Origin of the sequence: Brevibacillus brevis, assembly GCF_022026395.1 — a bacterium.
GTDB lineage: Bacteria > Bacillota > Bacilli > Brevibacillales > Brevibacillaceae > Brevibacillus.
In genome coordinates, this window is record NZ_CP041767.1 from 728435 (window position 1) to 750318 (window position 21884).

16 protein-coding genes are annotated in these 21884 nt (G+C 48.7%); 14 read left to right on the forward strand and 2 right to left on the reverse strand.

Features of this window, described 5'->3' with window-relative positions:
* The first annotated feature begins 15 nt into the window (after positions 1-15).
* Positions 16-1035, forward strand: a complete 1020-nt coding sequence (mglC, locus tag FO446_RS03840) for a galactose/methyl galactoside ABC transporter permease MglC (RefSeq protein ID WP_232773979.1) — start codon at positions 16-18, stop codon at positions 1033-1035.
* 54 nt (positions 1036-1089) lie between these two features.
* Here the strand turns inward: mglC and FO446_RS03845 are convergent, their stop codons facing one another.
* Positions 1090-2139 (reverse strand): DUF418 domain-containing protein, encoded by a 1050-nt coding sequence (locus FO446_RS03845; protein WP_237899942.1) that lies wholly within the window; start codon positions 2137-2139, stop codon positions 1090-1092.
* 195 nt (positions 2140-2334) lie between these two features.
* Here FO446_RS03845 and FO446_RS03850 point away from each other — a divergent pair, with 195 nt between their 5' ends.
* The 7 genes from FO446_RS03850 (at position 2335) to FO446_RS03880 (ending at position 12588) form a co-directional block, all read left to right on the forward strand.
* Positions 2335-3135 carry a VanW family protein gene (locus FO446_RS03850; protein ID WP_173610618.1) on the forward strand — a complete coding sequence of 267 codons (801 nt, stop codon included), beginning with the start codon at positions 2335-2337 and terminating at the stop codon, positions 3133-3135.
* Positions 3136-3236: 101 nt separating this feature from the next.
* On the forward strand, positions 3237-5582 hold the full coding sequence (gene pcrA, locus FO446_RS03855) for a DNA helicase PcrA (protein ID WP_221866825.1): 2346 nt from the start codon (positions 3237-3239) through the stop codon (positions 5580-5582).
* 48 nt (positions 5583-5630) lie between these two features.
* Positions 5631-7646 carry an NAD-dependent DNA ligase LigA gene (gene ligA / locus FO446_RS03860; protein ID WP_237899944.1) on the forward strand — a complete coding sequence of 672 codons (2016 nt, stop codon included), beginning with the start codon at positions 5631-5633 and terminating at the stop codon, positions 7644-7646.
* 20 nt (positions 7647-7666) lie between these two features.
* Complete coding sequence (locus tag FO446_RS03865) at positions 7667-8596, forward strand: WD40/YVTN/BNR-like repeat-containing protein (RefSeq protein WP_237899947.1); 930 nt, start codon at positions 7667-7669, stop codon at positions 8594-8596.
* Between the two features lie 41 nt (positions 8597-8637).
* Entirely contained in the window at positions 8638-9705 is a 1068-nt protein-coding gene (locus FO446_RS03870; RefSeq protein ID WP_237899949.1) for a CamS family sex pheromone protein, read from the forward strand.
* Between the two features lie 274 nt (positions 9706-9979).
* The gene (gene pruA, locus FO446_RS03875) at positions 9980-11527 is read left to right on the forward strand and encodes an L-glutamate gamma-semialdehyde dehydrogenase (protein ID WP_047072228.1); all 1548 of its coding nucleotides are present in this window, start codon (positions 9980-9982) and stop codon (positions 11525-11527) included.
* A gap of 155 nt (positions 11528-11682) precedes the next feature.
* Positions 11683-12588, forward strand: coding sequence for an MraY family glycosyltransferase (locus tag FO446_RS03880; RefSeq protein ID WP_237899950.1), 906 nt, complete (start codon positions 11683-11685; stop codon positions 12586-12588).
* On the opposite strand, the gene FO446_RS03885 is transcribed toward FO446_RS03880, so the two are convergent.
* Positions 12589-13509: a diguanylate cyclase domain-containing protein gene (locus FO446_RS03885; RefSeq protein WP_237899952.1), complete on the reverse strand. Its 921-nt coding sequence runs from the start codon at positions 13507-13509 to the stop codon at positions 12589-12591.
* Between the two features lie 156 nt (positions 13510-13665).
* On the opposite strand from FO446_RS03885, the gene asd reads away from it, so the two are divergent.
* From asd to FO446_RS03915, 6 genes are all read left to right on the forward strand, one after another.
* A complete protein-coding gene (gene asd, locus FO446_RS03890) occupies positions 13666-14511 on the forward strand; it encodes an archaetidylserine decarboxylase (protein WP_173610612.1) in 846 nt (281 codons plus the stop codon).
* Between the two features lie 719 nt (positions 14512-15230).
* On the forward strand, positions 15231-15521 hold the full coding sequence (gene gatC / locus FO446_RS03895; RefSeq protein WP_007717539.1) for an Asp-tRNA(Asn)/Glu-tRNA(Gln) amidotransferase subunit GatC: 291 nt from the start codon (positions 15231-15233) through the stop codon (positions 15519-15521).
* A 32-nt stretch (positions 15522-15553) separates the two neighbouring features.
* Positions 15554-17026, forward strand: coding sequence for an Asp-tRNA(Asn)/Glu-tRNA(Gln) amidotransferase subunit GatA (gatA, locus tag FO446_RS03900; RefSeq protein ID WP_237899954.1), 1473 nt, complete (start codon positions 15554-15556; stop codon positions 17024-17026).
* A 4-nt stretch (positions 17027-17030) separates the two neighbouring features.
* Positions 17031-18467, forward strand: a complete 1437-nt coding sequence (gatB, locus tag FO446_RS03905) for an Asp-tRNA(Asn)/Glu-tRNA(Gln) amidotransferase subunit GatB (RefSeq protein WP_016741203.1) — start codon at positions 17031-17033, stop codon at positions 18465-18467.
* 133 nt (positions 18468-18600) lie between these two features.
* The gene (locus FO446_RS03910; RefSeq protein WP_237899956.1) at positions 18601-20172 is read left to right on the forward strand and encodes a YcdB/YcdC domain-containing protein; all 1572 of its coding nucleotides are present in this window, start codon (positions 18601-18603) and stop codon (positions 20170-20172) included.
* 19 nt (positions 20173-20191) lie between these two features.
* Positions 20192-21850, forward strand: coding sequence for a YcdB/YcdC domain-containing protein (locus FO446_RS03915; protein ID WP_232773975.1), 1659 nt, complete (start codon positions 20192-20194; stop codon positions 21848-21850).
* The last annotated feature ends 34 nt before the right edge of the window (positions 21851-21884 follow it).

Sequence of the window (21884 nt, forward strand, 5' to 3'; positions counted from 1 at the left end):
AGGAGGGGAACGAATATGTCTCAGTTGTCTGCTAAACAGGTGCATGGCTTTGTTACGCAAAACGCCATCTATATCGTTCTGGTTTTGTTAATAGCGGGAATAGCGATTTACGATCCCAATTTTCTTTCCATTACAACGCTTCGGGATATTTTGATCCAATCCTCAACTCGCGCCATTATTGCTTTGGGTGCTGCGTTTGTTCTTATTACGGGCGGAACGGATCTTTCCGCGGGGCGAGTGGTCGGATTGACGGCTGTCATCTCCGCCTCGATGCTGCAAACTCAAGACTATCCGCGGAGATTTTTCCCCGATTTACCCGATTTGCCGTTGCTTATCCCTATTATCATTGCAATTGCTTCGGGTTTGCTGGTTGGCCTGATCAACGGCATCATTGTGTCCCGCTTTAGTGTGCCCCCTTTTATCGCCACGCTGGGCATGATGGTCATTGTATACGGGTTCAACTCTATCTATTTTGATATGGAGCCCAATCAATCGCAGCCAATAGCCGGACTGCGGAGTGACTTCAATCAGCTTGGGACAGGGTACATCGGCCCGAGTGGCCCGTATTCGATTCCGTATATCGTCATCATTGCGATCATGGTTGCGTTCATCGTCTGGGTGATCTTCAACAAAACACGGCTTGGTAAAAACATGTACGCCATCGGGGGCAACATGCAGGCCGCAACTGTTTCCGGGATCAACGTTGCTTTCAACCTCATGATCATTTATGCCATTGCTGGTGCCCTGTATGGACTCGGTGGTGTTCTGGAGGCAGCCCGGACAGGTGGCGCGACGAACAATTACGGCAACATGTATGAGCTGGATGCTATTGCAGCCTGTGTGGTAGGGGGAGTATCGACGTCTGGCGGAATTGGTACCGTTCCAGGTGTGCTTGCGGGTGTCCTTATTTTTGGTGTCATCAACTATGGTCTTACGTTTATCGGAGTCAGCCCGTATTGGCAGCTCATCATCAAAGGACTCATCATTGTGGCAGCCGTTGCTTTTGACATTCGTAAATACTTGGCGAAAAAATAATAGAGACCCCAGTCGGCTGTCAACCAAGGCAGCTTTTCTGGGGTCTTTGCTTGTTTATTTTCGCAACGGTGTGATTTTCATATACGTAAATAATCGCCATACCCACTCCAGTGGCCCCATGCGGAAGGCAGATAGCCAGAGTACGCTTGATACCATTTGCACCACGTAGATACCAAGGCAGATCAATGTCGTTTGCAGGTAGCCGAGATTGCCAAACCAATCGAACAAATAGCCTCCCACAAGGATCAATACGGTTTGTCCGACGTAGTTTGTCAAAGCCATGCGACCGTAGCTGGTCAACGGAGAGAGGACGGTCTGGACGGTTTTATTTTGCAGCAGCCGAATCAAGGTCGTCGTGTAAAAGGCAGCCATGACAAGACCAGTAGAGGTCAAGGCAATCGTGTAGTTCATCAACTGCTGGAGGGCTTCTTCTGACACGGTATCGTCTACAACCAGATTAGCCCCACTCATTGCTAGATCAGTCGGAGTCAGTCGGTATTGGATAAACAAGCCGATTAACGAAAGGACGAGGGTCACGCCCTGCACTTTTTTAATCACAGGCATAAATCTCGGAATGTCCTGAAAGACTCCGTACTGCCCGACAGCAAGTCCCAAAATAAACAAGGGAAGCACCAAAAGCGCTTTGAAGCCAATAGCGCAGACAGCGATAGACAGAATAAGGCTGATGATCAGATTGGTTCGCGCCTTCAATCGATAAAAGGGCAGTAAGATGAAGCCGAAGATAGCGTAGATGAAAAGTGCTTCACCAGGGTGAAACATTTTATGCACAAAGCCAAGAGCGAGGAGCGCAATCAGACGCCGAATGAACAAAACAGTGCTATTGGCCCCTTTTTCTTTTGCCCGACTGATGAAAATATAGAAGCCTACGCCAAACAAGAAGGAAAAGATCACGAAGAAGCGAGATTCCACAAAGAAATTGAAAAACTGGAACAGCCAGTGGTCCACACTTCCGATCTCAGGTGTTTGCGCATACAGCAATGCCACAATGTTGACGAGGAGAATGCCCATTAAGGCAAAGCCCCGTACGGTATCTAATGTATCAATTCGTTGGTTCATGGTAGGTGCGTTTTCGCTCAATCCCATCACTTCCTTCTCTCGTTGTTCGCCGTCCGATCGCGCACTTTTCCTATCCTAGCTCATCCGGGGATGGAGGAGAAATGGCATTTGCTTACGTCTCGCTTACAAAAGTGTAAGAAGTGAGCGGATCTCCCGTATTCGACCGCAACTTCATCCTGAATTCCTGCGTCTATTGTAATAATCAGGAAGTCGGGGTGCACAATGAAACCGATCGCACGGGGGAAGTGGCGTCTGGCAGCAGGCATGACCTTTTTTCGTTGGAAAAGATATGTACAATGGACATTTGGTCGAACGAGGTTCGCTCATGAGAAAAGAAGCGAATGGTTCCGTTATGTCCATTATTCTCATCAAACGATTTTGTTACGCCCATTGCAGAACGTGGAAATGTGGATGCAGCACAACAAAGTGATCAATTTGCGGCTGGCAATTGAACGATTGAACGGATTGATCATCCATCCCGGGGAAACCTTTTCGTATTGGAAGCAGATTGGCAAGCCGACCCGTAGCAAAGGCTATGTAGAGGGTATGCTGCTATCGCAGGGACGAGTCACGGCCGGAGTTGGCGGAGGGCTTTGTCAGATCTCGAATCTACTGTACTGGATGGCCTTGCATACGCCCTTGACAGTCACGGAACGGCATCGTCATAGCTACGATGTTTTTCCCGATTCGAATCGGACACAGCCTTTTGGAAGTGGAGCCACTTGTTTCTATAATTATCTGGATTTGCAAATCGCCAACCGGACGCAACAGCCCTTTCAACTGCATGTCTACCTGACCGATACACATTTGGCAGGCGAATGGCGTTCAGACATGCCACCGACACGGACGTATGTCATTTTCGAGAAAGAACATGAGATCTATCCTTCGATTTGGGGAGGGTATGAACGGAAAAATGAATTGTATCGGGATGTTTACACGCTGGAAGGAGAATGGTTGGAACAGGAATGGCTGACGGAGAATCGGGCTTATTTGATGTATGAGCCATTGCTGCCCAAAGGATGATGTTTCCTGTTCGGGATACGAACTGGAACTCCACTGCGATCTGTGCGAAAATAGGAACATATGCTTTCGTCTAGGGAACGTGGAAAGGTGGATTTATACATATGTCTTATGCAGATCGTATCACAGCAGGCCTGAACCCTGAGCAGCGGGAAGCAGTCCTTACAACAGAAGGCCCCGTCTTGATTTTGGCCGGTGCGGGTAGTGGCAAGACCAAGGTATTGACTCAGCGTATTGCATACCTGATCAGTGCCAAACAGGTAGCGCCTTGGAGCATTTTGGCGATCACCTTCACCAACAAAGCAGCGCGGGAGATGCAAAACCGTGTGGCGGCAATTATTGGCGGAGCGGCAGCGCAGGATGCATGGCTGTCAACGTTTCACTCCTTGTGTGTGCGGATTTTGCGCAGGGATATCGACCGACTGGGGATCAATCGCAGCTTTTCCATTTTAGATGCGGGTGACCAGTTGTCTGTCGTCAAGCAATGTTTAAAAGAATTGAACATCGATCCGAAGCAGTATGAGCCGCGTTCGATTTTAGCTGCGATCAGCGGAGCGAAAAACGAACTGACCGATCCAGAAACCTATACGCGTCTAGCGGGCGATCCATTTGCACAAGTGGCAGCAAAGGTTTACACGGCTTATCAGAAAAAGCTGAGAAATAACCAGTCGCTGGACTTCGATGATCTGATCATGACGACAGTTCGTCTGTTTAAAGAAGTGCCGGAAGTATTGGAGTTTTATCAAAAGAAATTCCGTTATATACACGTTGACGAGTATCAGGATACAAACCGCGCGCAATACCTTTTGATTTCCATGCTGGCTGACAAGTATCGAAATGTATGCTGCGTGGGGGATGCTGACCAAAGTATTTATAAATGGCGCGGTGCAGATATCTCGATCATTTTAAACTTTGAAAAAGACTATCCCGAAGCCAAGCTCATCAAGCTCGAGCAAAACTATCGCTCCACCAAAACGATTTTGCAGGCGGCAAACCAGGTCATTGCCAACAACAAGCTGCGCAAGGAGAAGAAGCTCTGGACAGAGAATCCAGGCGGCGACAAGATCATGTGCTTCCAGGGTGATTCCGAGCACGACGAGGCGTATTTTATTGTCGATACGATTCGCAAGCAGATGGCACAGTATAAGCGCTACGACAAGTTCGCAGTCTTGTATCGGACGAATGCACAGTCTCGTGTGGTCGAGGAAGTTTTCATCAAGTCGAATATGCCGTACACCATCGTCGGCGGAACCAAGTTCTACGATCGCAAAGAGATCAAGGACATCTTGGCTTATTTGCGTCTCATCTCCAATCCGGATGACGATATCAGCTTGCAGCGCATTATCAACGTACCGAAGCGTAATATCGGGGATACGACGGTAGACAAGCTACAAGCGTATGCGAACGCAAATGGTCAGTCCCTTTTCCAAGCGATTCAGGAGACGGCTTACATGGGGCTGCCTTCACGCACCACGAATGCAATTCTTTCCTTTAATGATCTCATCTCGAATCTGATGCAAATGACCGATTACTTGAGTGTGACTGAGCTGGTGGAAGAAGTGCTGAAGCGCTCTGGATACCGCGATTCATTAAAAGAAGAAAAGACGCTGGAAGCACAGGCTCGTCTGGAGAATATCGAGGAGTTCCTGTCTGTAACCCAGGAGTTCGAGCGCAAAAATGAAGACAAGAGCTTGCTTGCGTTCCTGACCGACCTCGCGCTGGTAGCAGACATCGATTCCTTGGGAGATGATGGTGCCCAGGAGGAAGTATCGGCAGAGGGACAGGTTGTATTAATGACCTTGCACAGCGCCAAAGGGCTGGAGTTCCCTGTGGTGTTCCTGGTAGGTTGCGAGGAAGGTGTCTTCCCGCATAGCCGCTCTTTGTTTGACGATGCCGAAATGGAGGAAGAGCGCCGTCTGGCTTACGTGGGAATTACACGGGCGGAGGAACGCCTGTACATGACATGTGCCCGTATGCGGACGCTGTTTGGACGGACCAATGTGAATGCGCCGTCTCGCTTCCTGCAAGAAATTCCGGCTGAGCTGTTGGAAGGAAATCCAGCGACAGCGGACAGAGGCTTCGGTGGTGGACGCAGCAGTGCATTTGGACAGCGTGATGGCAGTGCATTCGGACGTGATGCGGGAGCGAGACCGTTTGGAGCGTCCTCCTCACAAGCAGGCTCTGCTCCGAAATTTGGCATGGGTCAGCGAACCGCAAGCAGTACACCTGCTACATTTACTCGTCCGGCGGGTGAAAAACTGCCTGGACACGGTCAAGGAGCAGGCGTTGATTGGAAGGTTGGCGACAGAGTGGCGCATGGCAAATGGGGCAACGGTACGGTCGTCAAAGTAAAAGGAACGGGCGACGACATGGAGCTCGACATTGCTTTCCCAAGCCCGACTGGCATTAAAAAGCTGTTAGCGAAGTTCGCTCCTATTCAAAAAGGATAATATGCAAATGCAAATACAGGCCAATCGCAAAAGTAAAGGATGAACGAAATGGATCGATTGACGGCGGAAACAAAAATTAAAGAATTAGCGAAACGAATTGAGCGGCATAATCGTCTTTACCATGAAGAGGATCGACCTGAGATTTCTGACCAGGAATACGATCAATTGATGCGGGAGCTAAAGGAGCTTGAAACCAGCTTCCCTGATTTGCAGTCACCTGATTCCCCTTCCTTGCGTGTAGGGGGAGAGCCGCTGCCCTTCTTTGAAAAGGTCGTTCATAAGACACCAATGCTCAGTCTCGGCAACGCCTTTAATGAGGAGGACATCAGGGACTTTGACCGCCGGGTTCGTCAGGCCGTTGGCAGTCAGGCTGTCCGATATGTAGCTGAACTGAAAATTGATGGTCTGGCCGTGTCGCTTCATTATGAAAATGGGCTGTTCGTCCGCGGGGCTACACGTGGAGACGGAACAACAGGCGAAGACATCACACAAAACCTGAAAACGATTCGTTCCATTCCTTTGCGATTGACGAAGCCGTTAACCCTTGAGGTTCGCGGTGAGGCTTACATGTCCAAGGGAGCATTTGAAAAGCTGAATAAAGAGCGCGAGGAGCGAGGAGAAGCGTTATTTGCCAATCCGCGCAATTCCGCAGCAGGCTCGCTCCGACAGCTCGATCCGAAAATTGCCGCATCCCGTCAACTGGATACGTTTATTTACGGCATTGGCGATTTGCAAGGGGAGACAGTGGAATCGCACAGTGAAGGGCTTGATTTGCTGGAGACGCTAGGTTTCATGGTGAATCAGGAGCGACGTGTATTTGACGACGTCGATGAACTGCTCGCTTTTATTGCCAGTTGGACAGAGAAGCGTCCTCATTTGCCTTATGAAATCGACGGCATGGTGATCAAGGTCGACAGTTACGCTCAGCAGGAGGAGCTTGGTTTTACTGCGAAAAGTCCACGTTGGGCCATCGCATACAAGTTCCCTGCCGAAGAAGCGGTTACGATTCTCGAAGGTATTGAAGTATCTGTGGGGCGTACAGGGAATGTCACCCCGACTGCTTTATTGAAGCCAGTCAGTTTGGCAGGTACAACCGTGAAGCGCGCTTCCTTGCACAACGAAGACATCATTCGGGAAAAAGGCCTCCTTATCGGCGATCATGTTGTCGTCAAAAAAGCGGGGGACATTATCCCGGAGATTATCGCAGTCTTGCCAGAGCGTCGTACTGGAAATGAAGTACCGTTTGCCATGCCAACGCATTGTCCAGAATGCGGGAGCGAGCTGGTACGCTTGGAGGAAGAAGTGGCTCTGCGCTGCATCAATCCAATGTGTCCGGCACTGATCCGTGAAGGCATGATTCATTTCGTGTCCCGGACGGCCATGAACATTGACGGCTTGGGAGAAAAGGTCGTGGCCCAGCTGTATCGCGACGGTATTATCCACAGTGTCGCTGACCTGTATTATTTGCATCAGCAGCGCGATGCTTTGCTGGGCATGGAGCGCATGGGTGAAAAGTCCGTAGATAATTTGCTTGCGGCGATTGAAGCAAGCAAGGAGAACTCGCTGGAGCGCGTATTGTTCGGTCTGGGCATTCGCTTGGTTGGAGCCAAGGCGGCACGTGTTCTCGCGGAGCATTTTGGCAATATCGATGCCATTATGCAGGCATCCGAAGAAGAGATTACGCAAATCGATGAGATCGGGCCGAAAATGGCTGCGAGTCTCGTGAACTACTTCGCACAGCCGCAGGCGCAGGCAGTTATTGAGAGACTGCGAGCGGCCGGAGTAAACATGGAGTACAAAGGAATCCGCATTGAGAGTGGCGAAGACCTCCCATTCTCAGGCAAAACAATCGTTTTGACCGGCACCTTGACGCAAATGTCGCGGCAGGAGGCAGAGGAAGCGATTGCGCGCTTGGGTGGCAAGGTAACAGGCAGCGTCAGCAAAAAGACAGACCTGGTGATTGCAGGTGAAAAAGCCGGCTCCAAGCTGGAGAAGGCAGAAAAACTAGGCGTGGCTGTAATGGACGAAGCAGGCTTCCTGCAAGTATTGGAGAGCAACGCCTAAAAAAACGGTGGCGACAACGGATGAGTAAGGGAAGGGACGTGAAGAGCATGAATAGCTTCCTGAAATGGGGAATCGGTGTAATAGCCATGCTGCAATTGGTTGGCTGTGGAAGTAACAGCAGTACTGGCAGTGGTAAACAAATCAATACGACTCCTCCAACAGTCACAGCTGCTGCTCTACAAGGGAACTTGACCTATCAGGACGTATTGGAATTGGGAGCAACCATTCACAATCTGATGATGACCGATGATGCTCGTCAAATATGGGTTGGTACGAATGCTGGGTTGTATAGCTCAGCTGGCGGTGGAACGTGGGGATCTCTCTCGACAGATTTAGAGCAGTATGCGATCGAAGGTTGGTTTGTGGACCCGGATGATCCGAAGCAAATATTTGTCGGCGGGATTGATGGGGTTCTTCATTCAACAGATGGTGGTAAAAAGTGGACTTCTGTCAACAAGGGGTTGCCAGAGCCAGCGAATATCAGCAGCTTTGTAGGGAATCGCCAAGGAGACGAAGTGCGTCTGTTTGCCTTTGTCTCGGGTGAAGGCATCTATCAGTCGAGGGACGGGGCCCAATCATGGAGTTTGTGGCAGCCGATGGATCAGGAAGTATTTGCCATGGACTTTGATCCCGAACAAGACCGACTCTATGTAGCGGCCCAATTCAGCTTGCTCTATAATGAAGAGGGGCAGTGGAAGACAGAGGAGATTCCCGGAGCACAGCAGATCTATTCGCTAGCCATTAACAGACGAACTGGCACTCTGGCTGTCGCAACCGAAAAAGGTATCTACGAGAAAATCAAGGGCGAATGGCGTTTGCTTGATGCTCGCTCACCGGAAAAGCTGATTGTCATTGCTTCAGGTGGCGAGGATACAAAATGGGTGGGAATTGGCGAATCGGCATTGATCTACAAGCTCGAAGACAATCGATGGGTCAAGTGGAACGAATGATTTGTACATCGCCCACCTTTGGATACGAAAAGGAGTAATCTATGAAAGTGAAGTTTTTGACAGGATGCAGGTTCTTGACAGCTGTACTTCTTGTGATGGCATTGACTGGCTGCTCGTTGATACCTGGGGGCAAGGACAAAGCTCCTGAGCCTACTACACCGTCCTTGTCGGAGGTAGTGGAAGTATCCGAGGATTACTACGGCAGCATTACCCCGTACCAGCCAAACCAGACACGAGGAATGCTTGCTGATACGAAATATCGCGTCGATTTCAGTCACCTTGAATTAGGCTTGATGGAGTTTGCTCGGGAGACATACCCGACGTCCGATTATTATTTCCAAGAAGGTCAAGTGGTCAAAAAAGAGCAAGTTACCCAGTGGATCGCACAGGAAAAGACGGCTGGGGCCAACGGGAAAAAGAAAAACGGAATTCTCGTGCACGTATTGGAGCATGATTACCTGAGCAAGAAGGATAAGAGCCTGGCTGGCATGGTGTTAGGCTTGTCGCTTTCGCCAAACTATCAGGATGCAACCGGTCAGGACAAGGTGTACACGACACAAGAACTGCAAGCAAAAGGTCAACAGCTTGCAGCTCGTATCGTGCAGTCTGTACGTGCAACTAGTCCGGAAGTTCCGATCCTGGTTTTGATGTATCAAGTACCGGAGGCGAATTCTACTCTGGTGCCGGGGCACTTCATCATGTCAGGAACAGTAGGGGCGAATGAAGCAACGATATCCAAGTGGCTGCCGATCGATGAGGAATATTTCCTGTTCCCGAGTCCAGAGGTCGAGCAGAAATACCCAGAGCAGTCGTTGCAGTACGACAAGCTGATGCGCCAATCCAAGGGTTATTTCCCTGAATATATCGGGATGACTGGTCTGGGACGTTTCATGGACGGCAAGCTCACGGAAATTACGATTACAGCCACGGCAGAGTATGACTCCAGAACAGAGGTTTTGCAGTTTACGCAATTTGCAGCAGGAAGCATTAATCAGCTCTTCGACAAAAGCGTTCACGTCAACCTGTACGTCCAGTCGATGAATAAACCATTGTCGCTCTACATTCGGCCGACAAGTGGAGAGCCGTATATGCATATTTACAGACAATAAGGAAAAGCATAAAACACCCGAATGATCACCTAAGAAGGTGAGGAGATCGGGTGTTTTTTTGTACACAAAAGAAAGTGAATTGAACAAATGTGTGAAATGTTGAACGGTGTGTGTACAAAAGTGTTCGGGATACTTCTTGAATCTTGTCGGTGATTTTTCTGCAAAAATGCAAACACTAATAGAGTCGAGCCTTTAATGGTTTTGTTGGTATGATCCTTGCATATGTTTTATGAGTGATCCGAACATGGAAGATATCGATAAGGAGGCGTCACAGATGCAAGTGGAATTCAAAAACGAGGCGTTTACCAATTTTAGTCTGCCAGAAAATAAAAAGGCATTTGAAGAAGCGCTCGCTAAGGTAGAAAGTGAGCTTGGCCGTGAGTATCCGCTTATCATCGGCGGAGAACGCATCACAACTGAGAAGAAATCCAACTCCTTCAACCCTTCTAATAAAGAACAAGTAGTGGGCGTTGTTTCCCAGGCTGACCAAGCACTGGCTGAAAAAGCGATCCAAACAGCTGCTAGCACATTCGAAACATGGAAAAAGGTTCCTGCACAAGCACGTTCCCGCTATCTGTATAAAGCAGCAGCAATCCTGCGTCGCCGTAAGCATGAGTTCTCTGCTTGGCTTGTAAAAGAAGCAGGAAAAAGCTGGGCAGAAGCTGACGCTGACACAGCAGAAGCAATCGACTTCATGGAATACTATGGCCGTCAAATGGATAAGCTGTCCCAGCGCCATGATCTGCCTCGTATCCCTGATGAGGACAACGAATTGTACTACGTTCCACTTGGTGTAGGTATCGTTATCCCACCTTGGAACTTCCCTCTTGCGATCATGGTTGGTATGACGACAGCAGCTCTTGTAGCGGGTAACACCGTTGTGTTGAAGCCTGCTTCTACCACTCCAGTAATCGCTGCGAAATTCATGGAGATTCTCGAAGACGCTGGCGTACCAGCTGGTGTTGTAAACTTCGTACCAGGTTCCGGTAGCCAAATCGGGGATTACCTCGTAGAGCACAACCTGACTCGTTTCATCAGCTTCACAGGTTCCCGTGACGTAGGTCTGCGCATCAACGAACTGGCTGCGAAACATCGTCCAGGTCAAAAATGGATGAAGCGTCTGGTTGCTGAAATGGGCGGTAAAGACTCCATCGTTGTAGACAACGACTGCGATATCGAGTTGGCTGCACAGTCCATCGTGGCTTCTGCTTTTGGCTTCTCCGGTCAAAAATGTTCTGCTTGCTCCCGTGCAATCGTTCACCAAGACGTGTACGACCAAGTACTGGGCCGCGTAGTAGAACTGACAAAACAACTGACTGTGGGCGACATCAGAACCAACGATTTCTACACAGGTCCTGTGGTTGACGAGAAAGCATACAACAAAATCCTCGAGTACATCGAGATTGGTAAAACAGAAGGCAAACTGGTTGCAGGTGGCGAAAAAGGTCCAGAATCCGGCTACTTCATCATGCCAACTGTATTTGCAGATGTAGATCCACAAGCTCGCATCATGCAAGAAGAGATCTTTGGCCCAGTGGTAGCGTTCTGCAAAGCCAACGATTTTGATCATGCAATGGAAATCGCGAACAACACTGAGTACGGCTTGACTGGCGCTGTCATCAGCCGCAACCGTGAGAACCTGGAGCGCGCTCGCGAAGAGTTCCACGTAGGTAACCTGTACTTCAACCGCAAGTGCACAGGCGCTTTGGTGGGTGTACATCCATTCGGAGGCTTCAACATGTCCGGTACAGACTCCAAAGCGGGTGGACCAGACTACCTCCTGCTCTTCACACAAGCAAAAATGGTATCCGAAAAACTGTAAGCTACGCAATAAAAAAGGCTGCCTCTTTTACAGAGGCGGCTTTTTTGTTTCTATTTTGTCCACACTAAAGACAAAATGAAGGGCAAAGCAGGTGAGGGTAGCTGTTTACTTATATCGTGTCAGGACTCTCCTCGTTTTTTGTTGTGTATTTGTTGATGCCAGTAGCAAATTGGCTGGCTTGGAAAACAAAGCTGCTGGATATGCCAAAGGGGAGAAAGGGACATAGCAGGCCGATCCCATTATCTGGTGGTTTGGCGATGTTCGTCGGTCTCTTGTTAGTGTCAACTTTTTTTGCAGGGGCGCAAAAATCCGTTGCAGTTTTGGCAGTTGGAGGGGCCGTGTTAGTGGCCATTGGATGGGTAGACGATACGTTTAAGTCGCAAAAAAAAGAATTTCCGGCACTGCCGAAGCTGATGGTGCAGTTACTGGTCGCGATGATGACCTTTCTCATGGATATTCGCTTTCGGGGAATCAATTTGATGTGGCTGGGGGGAGAGGATGGGACGTATATGTCATTTCCAATCCTTGTTTCCCTGCTGATGACCGTGCTGTGGATCGTCGGTTTGATCAATATGGTGAATTTTTTGGATGGAGTCGACGGGCTTGCTGCCGGTGCTACCGCAATCTCAGCAGTGACCTTGTTCTTTTTGTCGATGCTCAAAGGTCAAGAATTAACGGCATTATTGGCAGTTGCACTGGCAGGTGCTGCACTCGCTTTTCTACGCTTTAATTTTTATCCGGCGAAAATTTTTATGGGTGATGCAGGTTCGATGTTTTTGGGATTCGCTCTCGGCGTGATCTCATTGGAAGGAACGATGAAAGGGGCTACAATCATTTCATTAGTCGTGACGGTACTGGCAGTAGGCTTGCCCGTCATAGACACTGTACAGGTCATCATCAGTCGGCTTTTGGCGGGTTCCCCCATGTACCAAGCGGATCGCCGACATGTTCATCATCGGCTCATGTCCCGGGGGTTGTCTACGAAGCAGACGGTTATCATTCTGTATGTGGTGAGCTTGCTGTTTTCCGTCTTGGCCGTGTTTTTGTTTTACAGCCAATAATCAAATAGGGTTAAAGAAAGAGAAACGATTCCGCCCTGTCTTTTTGGCCTGATAAAGTGCTTTGTCTGCATTGCTCAGCAGTTGTTCGGCTTCGCTTGCAGATGCCGGATAGAGGGCAATGCCTATGCTTGTCGAAAACGGTATGGTCCGGTCCTCGATCATCCATGGCTCTTGCGTTGCAAGCAGGATACGGCTCGCAATTTTTTCAACCTGACGTTCGGAGTGAATGCCGGTCAGGACGATGACAAACTCATCTCCACCCAGACGTGCGACGATATCTCCATCCCGAACAGATGACTTGAGGCGAGTAGCCAGCATTTGCAAAAACAGATCGCCTGTGTCATGACCCCATGTGTCGTTGATTTCTTTAAAGCGGTCACAGTCCAGATAGAGGGCAGCGACTATTTCCTCTTTTGATTGGGCAGCACGTAGAGCTTGCTGGAGTTTTTCGGAGAGGAGCCGCCTGTTTGGCAATCCCGTGAGCACATCATGATACGCCATGTAGGCTAGCTGTGACTCCAGGTTTGTTCGTTCGGTAACATCGCGGGTAATGGAAAAGACATGCGTGCATACGCCATGGCTATCGTAGACAGGAGATAGAATGGATTCGCCAATGATGTCACCATTCGCAGTAAAATGGATCGGACTCCCGCTTTTTACTGCTTGTGTGTACATGTGCTGTAATAAGCTGGCTTTTTCATGAGGATAGACGTCCTCAAACTTTTTTCCGTATGCTTCCTCGCTCAATTGGGCGACGTGCATCGCCGATGGATTCATCAATACATAGCGAAACTGATACTCCCCGTCCACATCTTGTTCGACAGCCATGAGAAAGAACATGTCCGACATATGATCGAATAGACTGGTTAGGATATCACCATGCTGACTGATAAGTGTAGTAATATCGAGTTTCTTCACCATAACCGATATCTCCTGATAAGTGGCTTCTTAGAATGATTATAGTATAGCAAGACTGTCGAAGAAAATGATGAACCTCTGGTAATAGTGCGGGGTTTACTGGCTGTTAGCAGAAGTGGTAAAGTAAGGGTATTGTTGTTTTACGAAGGAGCATTTCTTATGGGCAAAAAGCTGCTCCCAGGTCTCATCCATCGCTTGCCACAAAACGCGATGTCCCGGACTATGGGCAAAATTACCGCTACTCCCTTTAGTCGATTAGCCATTCAACGATACATAAAGCACTATCAAATTGATACGTCGATCATAGAAAAGCCAGCGTCAGAATACCGCACGCTGAAGGAGTTCTTTTCCCGACGCCTGAAGCCCGCAGCGAGACCGATTGCACCTGGGCCAGACACTATCGTGAGCCCGGTGGATGGAACTGTTTCGCAGTTGGGTGATATTTGCGAGGGCACCTTGATTCAAGCAAAGGGAAAAGATTTCAGTGTAAGTGAGTTGTTGGGCGGTTCGGAGGAAGAGGCCAAGCGTTATTATGGTGGTAAATTTATCACCATTTATTTGAGTCCAAGGGACTACCACCGGATTCATATGCCAGTAACAGGCGATTTGAGCAGTTACTGCTATATGCCAGGCAGACTCTATCCCGTCAACAAGCTCGGGATTGAAAATGTAGACCGTTTGTTTGCTCGGAATGAACGCTTGGTAACTCACATCAAAACAGATAGCCTGGGCGATATGGCTTTGGTTAAAGTAGGAGCCTTGTTTGTAGGCAGCGTGAAGGTCTGCTACAACACAGCGACGACGAATATCAAGCACGGTCGACAAACCCACGAGAAGATTGCTGGGACACCTCGTTATGAAAAAGGCTCGGAGCTGGGCTGGTTCGAATTTGGTTCGACCGTCATTTTGCTGTTGGAGTCCAACGAGCTCGAATGGGCAACAGGCGTTGAAAAAGGGAAGTCTCTCTTGATGGGGCAGGCGCTCGCGACAAAGAAGGCGGAATAACGAACGACTGAAGAGATCACGGTCCAGGGCAAATGCCTTGGACTTGTTTTTTCTTAGTCTTCTAATGGATGTGGTTGCGGTGGGGAGAAGAATATTTCCAGTCTAGGCTCCAGGCTCCGTCCCGTTGAGGGTTGAGACTGTCCGCTCCGAAGGGCTTAGCGGGGAAACGCAAAAGTGGTAGCCGCTTCGTAGCTCGGGCACGTTGCGTTTCTACTTCCCGCTAATCCCTTCTGCGCTGGGTAGGACTCCACAAGTCGCTACGTCTGGAAATATTCTTCTCTGTCGTAACTGATTACTTTCTTCCATCTATTACGGCATTAAAAAGTCGAATCAAACTGATAGCTCGTAGAGGAAACAGGAGAAATAAGCGAAGATCTTAGGGACACCGACCGAGGCGCAATGAAAAAAAGAGAAACAAGCCCTTAGCGTCCACCCCTGAGACACCCCCTGAAAGGACGACTTTGGACGCGGGTTTCGCTTTTTTTCATGGAGCCGGGCAGTCAATCTCACAGCGGGTGGACCTAGAAGCTGAGCGTATTCTCCTGTTTCCTCCCCACCACAACAGCCGGACAGAGTGTTTTTACTGGTTAATAATCGATCAATATTTTTTTACCGAAAACATTATTTGTTTTCCCCGTCGAAATCCTTGTGAAAATTGACTGAACCTGCTCTTTTCAAGTAAGATCAAAGTTATGTGATACGATTCGGAGGTGGAAAGAATGAGTGCCATTACTCGCAAAGAAGTGGAACATGTAGCTAATTTGGCCCGTTTGCAGCTCACTGAGGAAGAAGCGGAGCGGTACACAAAAGACCTGAATGCGATTCTTGATTTTGCAGCCAAACTCAATGAGCTCGATACATCCAATATTGAGCCAACCAGTCATGCTACAGACGTGAAAAACGTCATGCGCGAAGACGTAAACAGACCGTCCCTGCCACGTGAAGACGTGCTGAAAAACGCACCAGATCACGAAGACGGGCAGTTTAAAGTACCGGCTGTATTCGAATAACCTATTGGATAACGAGAAGGGAGGAACCCACTGTGTCGCTGTTTGACAAGCGATTGTCTGAGATACATAGCGCGCTGCGCGCAAAAGAGATTTCGGTAACGGATCTGGTGCAGGCTTCCATCGCTAGCATCAAGGAGCATGACGAAGAAATCAAATCCGTCCTGCATGTAGATGAAGAGGGAGCCTTGGCTCATGCCCGCCAATTGGACGAGCGTCTGGTCAAGGGAAATGAGGAGCTGGGTCTTCTCTACGGCTTGCCTGCCGGATTAAAGGACAACCTGGTTACAAAAGACGTTCGCACGACTTGCGCGAGCAAATTTTTGGCGAACTACGATCCTGTCCATGACGGGACTGTTTCCAAAAAGGTGAAGGAAGCCGATGCAGTCATCGTCGCGAAGCTGAACATGGACGAGTTTGCGATGGGCGGCTCCAACGAAAATTCCGGCTTTTTCCCAGCGAAAAACCCATGGAACACCGACTACGTTCCGGGCGGCTCCTCCGGTGGCTCAGCGGCGGCAATGGCTGCGCGTCATTTTTATTTCACCCTTGGTTCTGATACAGGCGGTTCCATCCGTCAGCCTGCTGCTTTTTGTGGCGTTGTTGGCTTGAAGCCTACGTATGGACGCGTATCCCGTTTCGGGCTGGTTGCCTTCGCGTCCTCGCTGGATCAAATCGGGCCTGTGACGAAAAACGTTGAGGATTCCGCCTATGTGCTGCAAGCGATTGCGGGACATGATGAATACGACTCTACCTCTGCCAATGTGGACGTACCGGATTACTTGTCTGCATTGACTGGAGATGTAAAAGGACTGCGTATCGGGGTACCGAAAGAGTTGATCGGAGACGGGATTGACCCTGAGGTTCGCGATGCGGTTCTGGCAGCATTGAAGCAGTTGGAGAGCATGGGTGCTACATGGAGCGAGGTTTCCATGCCGCACACAGAATATGCAGTGCCAGCTTACTACCTCTTGTCTTCGTCTGAAGCTTCGTCCAACCTGGCTCGTTTTGACGGCGTTCGCTATGGTGTGCGTGCAGATAATGCGGCAAACCTGATCGAGCTGTACAAGGAATCTCGCAGCCAAGGCTTTGGCCCAGAAGTGAAGCGCCGCATCATGCTCGGAACCTACGCGCTCTCGTCTGGTTATTACGATGCTTACTACAAAAAGGCGCAGCAGGTGCGTACCTTGATCATCCAGGACTTCAACAACATTTTTGCTGACTACGATGTCATCCTGCATCCAACCACGCCTTCTACGGCTTTCAAAGTAGGCGAAAACGTAGATGATCCGGTGAAAATGTATCTGGAGGATATTTGTACCGTTCCTGTAAACCTGGCTGGTCTGCCAGCAATCAGTGTGCCGTGCGGATTCTCCAAAAACGGTCTGCCGATCGGTTTGCAGATCGTAGGTCGTGCATTTGACGAATCCACCGTATTGCGCGTAGCCCATGCGTATGAGCAAACAGCAGGCTTCTACGGTCGCAAACCGGAATGGGTGAGGGGGTAAGAGCATGAGCAAGTACGAAACCGTCATCGGCTTGGAGGTTCACGCCGAGCTATCGACCAACAGTAAAATCTTTTGCGGCTGCCCGACTGAATTTGGTGCACCGCCGAATACACATACATGCCCGATCTGCTTGGGACATCCAGGTGTACTGCCTGTAACGAACAAGCAAGCGGTAGAGTTCGCGATGAAAGCAGCGCTCGCCCTCAACTGCGAGATTTCCCGCGAGACCAAGTTCGACCGCAAGAACTACTTTTATCCAGACTCGCCAAAAGCGTACCAAATCTCGCAGTTTGACCAACCGATCGGCTACAATGGCTGGATCGACATCGAAGTAAACGGTGAGACGAAGCGCATTGGGATCACTCGTCTGCATTTGGAAGAGGATGCGGGCAAGCTGACGCACAGCGATTTTGGCGGAGAGTCTCTGGTAGACTTCAACCGTGTCGGGGTACCGCTCGTCGAGATTGTTTCCGAGCCGGACATCCGCACACCGGAGGAAGCACGTGCGTATCTGGAAAAGCTGAAAGCGATCATCCAGTACACCGAAGTATCTGACGTTCGCATGGAACAAGGCTCCCTGCGTTGCGATGCCAACGTTTCCATCCGCCCGTATGGTCAAGAAGAATTCGGAACCAAGGCTGAGTTGAAAAACATGAACTCCTTCCGCAACGTGCAAATGGGCTTGGAGTACGAGGTGCAGCGTCAAACGGAGGTAGTTTCTTCCGGTGGCAAGGTCGTTCAGGAAACGCGCCGTTGGGATGAAGCAAACAAGAAGACGTTGACGATGCGTTCCAAAGAGGAAGCGCACGACTATCGTTACTTCCCAGACCCGGATCTGGTTCGCATGCAGATTTCCGAGGAGTGGATTGAAGCGGTTCGCGCAACCATTCCAGAGCTGCCAGATGCTCGTCAGGCTCGCTATGTGAACGAGTTTGGCTTGTCTAAGGATGATGCCGGAGTCATTACGATCTCCAAAGAGACGGCTGATTTCTTTGATGAGACTGTGAAAACAGGAGCAGAGCCGAAGTCAGTAGCAAACTGGCTGATGGTTGACCTGTTGGCACACCTCAACGCCAACAACCTGGTGTTTGCTGATGTAAAAATGACACCAAAAGGCTTGGGTGAGATGATCAAGCTGATCGAGGACGGAACCATTTCCTCCAAAATCGCCAAAACCGTCTTCAAAGAGATGGTCGAGACCGGCAAAGAGCCGAAGCAGATCGTCGAAGAAAAAGGACTCGTCCAAATCAGTGATGAAGGCGCTCTGCGTCAAATCGTCGTTGATGCGGTCAATTCCAACCCGCAAGCCGTGGCAGACTTCAAGTCCGGAAACGAAAAAGCAGCTGCTTTCTTTGTAGGCCAAGTCATGAAGCAAACCAAAGGTAAGGCAAACCCTGGAATGGTAAACAAGTTGATTCAGGAAGTATTGAACAGCTTGTAGGGCAAAACATATGACAGCACTTTCTCTGTAAAGGGAAAGTGCTGTTTTTTTGTGCGGGGATCTATGCTAAATAGTGGGAAAAAAGTAAGATAGAATGCATAGCTATCATCATAATTGATTAGGAGAAATGTTCATGACACCAAATTGGAAAAGTGCGACGGCTGCTTTTGCAGTGACAACCATGCTGCTGGGAACGGGTGCCCAAGCATTTGCTGCAAGTCCGGAATTGATTTTGAAAAATGCTGAAAACCCATCCAAAGAACAAGTCAAGCTGCCTGCTCGTGCACTAGAGATTGTCGCTGCGCTGGAGAAGCTGGAGCCTGCCTTAAAAGCTCTGACGTTCCGAGAGGTCGTTATTTCTGATTACGATGAAAATCAAGTGGATTTGTATATGAGCCATCCTGACGATACTGAAATGAGTGCATATCTGCTTTTTGATCGCCATAGCGGTGAATTACTTGGTTACGAGGCTTCCCCATTCATTTGGGAAGAGAATGAAAAAGTAACAGACGAAGCCATCGTGCAAAAGGCTGAGAAAGCTGTGAAAGAGTTGTTCGGAGAAAAGAAGCGAAAAATGACAGATGCGCCTCAATTGTCGAAAACGGTATACGGTGAAGAAGAGTTGTTTATATACCCGAATGTGTACTTTCCGATTCTGCTAAATGGTCTGGAAATAGACGAAACGCGCTTTGGTATCGATGTGGAAATGGATTCAGGCGGGCATTTGTTAAGCCTATCTTTTCAACCGCTCGATTTGACGGGGATACAGGTTGCTGATCCGAAAAAAGCTGTGGCAAAAGAAGAGATCCAGAAGCAAATATTTACGCCCGAACGCCTTCGTTATGGCTATGTATGGGAAGGAATGGATGGGAAACCCGGTATTGAATACACCATGAGGATGTCACCAATATTTGATGCATTGACGGGAAAGCAGATCGAAATGGAATGGGGAGCAGACGAAGGGGATGGAAATCTCCATGCATCTGATATCAAGGACATCTCTTTGAAACCCCAAGGAAAGCCATTCATTGCAAAAGGCGCAACGGATCAGCAAATTTTAGAGAACTTGTTCGGGGTTGATACCAAGAAGCTGTATACAACCTATCGAAAAGACGAACAGCAGGGTGAAATCACTTATGACTGGTCGAACACTATCGATTATAATCGGGCATCTATTGTGGTGAACGAAGTGACTGGCGATATCGGCGGATACGTAAATTGGGCACATATCGAAAATCTCTCAGTGCCCCTAACAAAGGAGCAATCCTTGCAAAAGGCGATTACGTTCCTGGAGCCTTATGCTAAAAAAGCCGAGTGGCAAGTCGAGATGTATGAGGAAATCAAACAAGAGGACAAGAAATCCGTTGAGCAGTATGGCTTTTTATTTCTCGAAAAACAAAATGGGATACCACTCATGGAGTATTCCTACGGAGTAGCAATTGATCCAAATAAGGGAAAAGTTGTTGAATTCGTGGCATCAGTTCCAGCAGAGGATCGTAAATATCCTGTGTTCAAACCATCTGTAACGGCCCAACAGGCAGCAGATATTGTTTCCAAACAGGTACCGGTCAAGTTGACCTATATCTGGCCGAGGTCAGGAGAGAAGAATGCACCCATTCTCGTTTACAAGCTCGATACCAGCAAAGGCTGGCCAACCGTCGATGCCGTAAACGGATCGTTTAAATGGGGAGAGTACGAGGATTAAGAAAGAAGGAGGAGATTTAATGAAACGAAATGGAAAACGCACAGCAATTGCATTGACAATAGCAATGATGTTGCCAGCAACAAGTGGAACAGCCTTGGCTGCAAGTCCTGAAATCCATCCTAGCCACATTGCATCTGTTACAAAAAGTGAGGAAAAGCTCCCGGAGCGGTCCACTCAGATCGTAGCTGCTTTAGAAAAGCTGGAGCCTGCATTGAAAACGTTGACGAAACGAACGATTGTGAAAAGTGAGATGGATGAAAATCTGTTAAACCTCAATCTGGAAAGTCCCGAATCCAATGACATGAGTGCCATTGTTGTCTTTGACAGAAAAACAGGTGAGTTGATCATGTACAGCGCCAGTTTGCATATTTGGAAACAAGGGGAAATTGCGACAGACGAGATTATTTTGCAACGGGCAGAAAAAGCAGTGCTTGAGTTATTAGGTGCAGACAAAAGAAAACAAGTAGGCTCGCCTACATTATCCAAAGCTGTTAACAAGGAAGACTCCGAAGATTTGACTGATAACTCAACAATATACCGCTCCGTTTATTATCCAGTTGAACTAAATGGGCTGGAGATATTGGGGAATAGGATGGGCATATATGTGTCGACGGATTATGCTGGTCATATCTTGGGTGTATCCAGTGAGCTACTTGATTTGAAAGAGACCAAGGTCCCCGATCCGAAAACGGCACTGACACCTGAAGCTGTCAAAAAGCAGTTTTTCACACCTGATCGTCTTGAGTTGGGCTATATGCTGGAAGGGAAAGATGCCAAGCCGGGCATGCAATACTTATGGATGAATAACGCTTACATCGATGCCGTGACAGGAAAGCAGATTGACTTCACTCATGGAACTGAATTAGCCGGGAATGGAAAAAGAAATCCTGGCAACCTGAAGAATATTACGCTATCGCCAAAAGGAGAGCCGCTTATTGTCAAAAGCAGGGCAGATGGAGAAAAAGTCGTCGCGGGCTTGTTTGACGTGGATACGAAGGTGATGTTCACAGAATACTACACAGGAGAAGTTGATGGTGAGATCATACATTCCTGGAGCGATGAGTTTGGGTATGAAGACGTGTCCATTTCGGTGGATGCTTCTACGGGAGCGGTCACTAGTGCGGATATTTTTATGGAAACAAAAAGCTTGCCTGTTCCCTTATCGAAAGAAGAAGCCTTGAAAAAAGCAATTTCCTTCATCGAGCCATATGCTGCTAAATCCTCTACTGAATGGCAGGTTGAGATATTTGATCCATATAAACAGCCGAAATTGGCTGATTGGATGATCGAGTTGAATGAAGGAGAGGGTGAAGAGGAGGAGTACACAGGAACAGGAACGTATACCTTCATTTTTTATGAATTGCACGATGGGTTGCCTGTGTTCGACCGTTACTATTGGATGAAGGTTGATATAGAGAGTGGACAAGTATTTACTTTCATTGTGAATTTGCCGGAAAAAGAGGGTACTCTTCCCATCTTGAAGCCATCCGTAACGGAGCAGCAAGCTGCTGAAATCGTAGCCAAAAATCTCCCTGTAAAGCTGTCCTACTTCTGGCCAACCTACAAAGGCAAACAAGCTCCTTTTCTCACCCTTGTCTATACGGTTGACAAGAGCAAGAGCTGGCCTTACGTAGATGCTGTAAAAGGCACACTTGAATGGGGCGAATACGAGGAATAATTCGAACGAAAAAGAACGCAGCTTTTCTGACTGC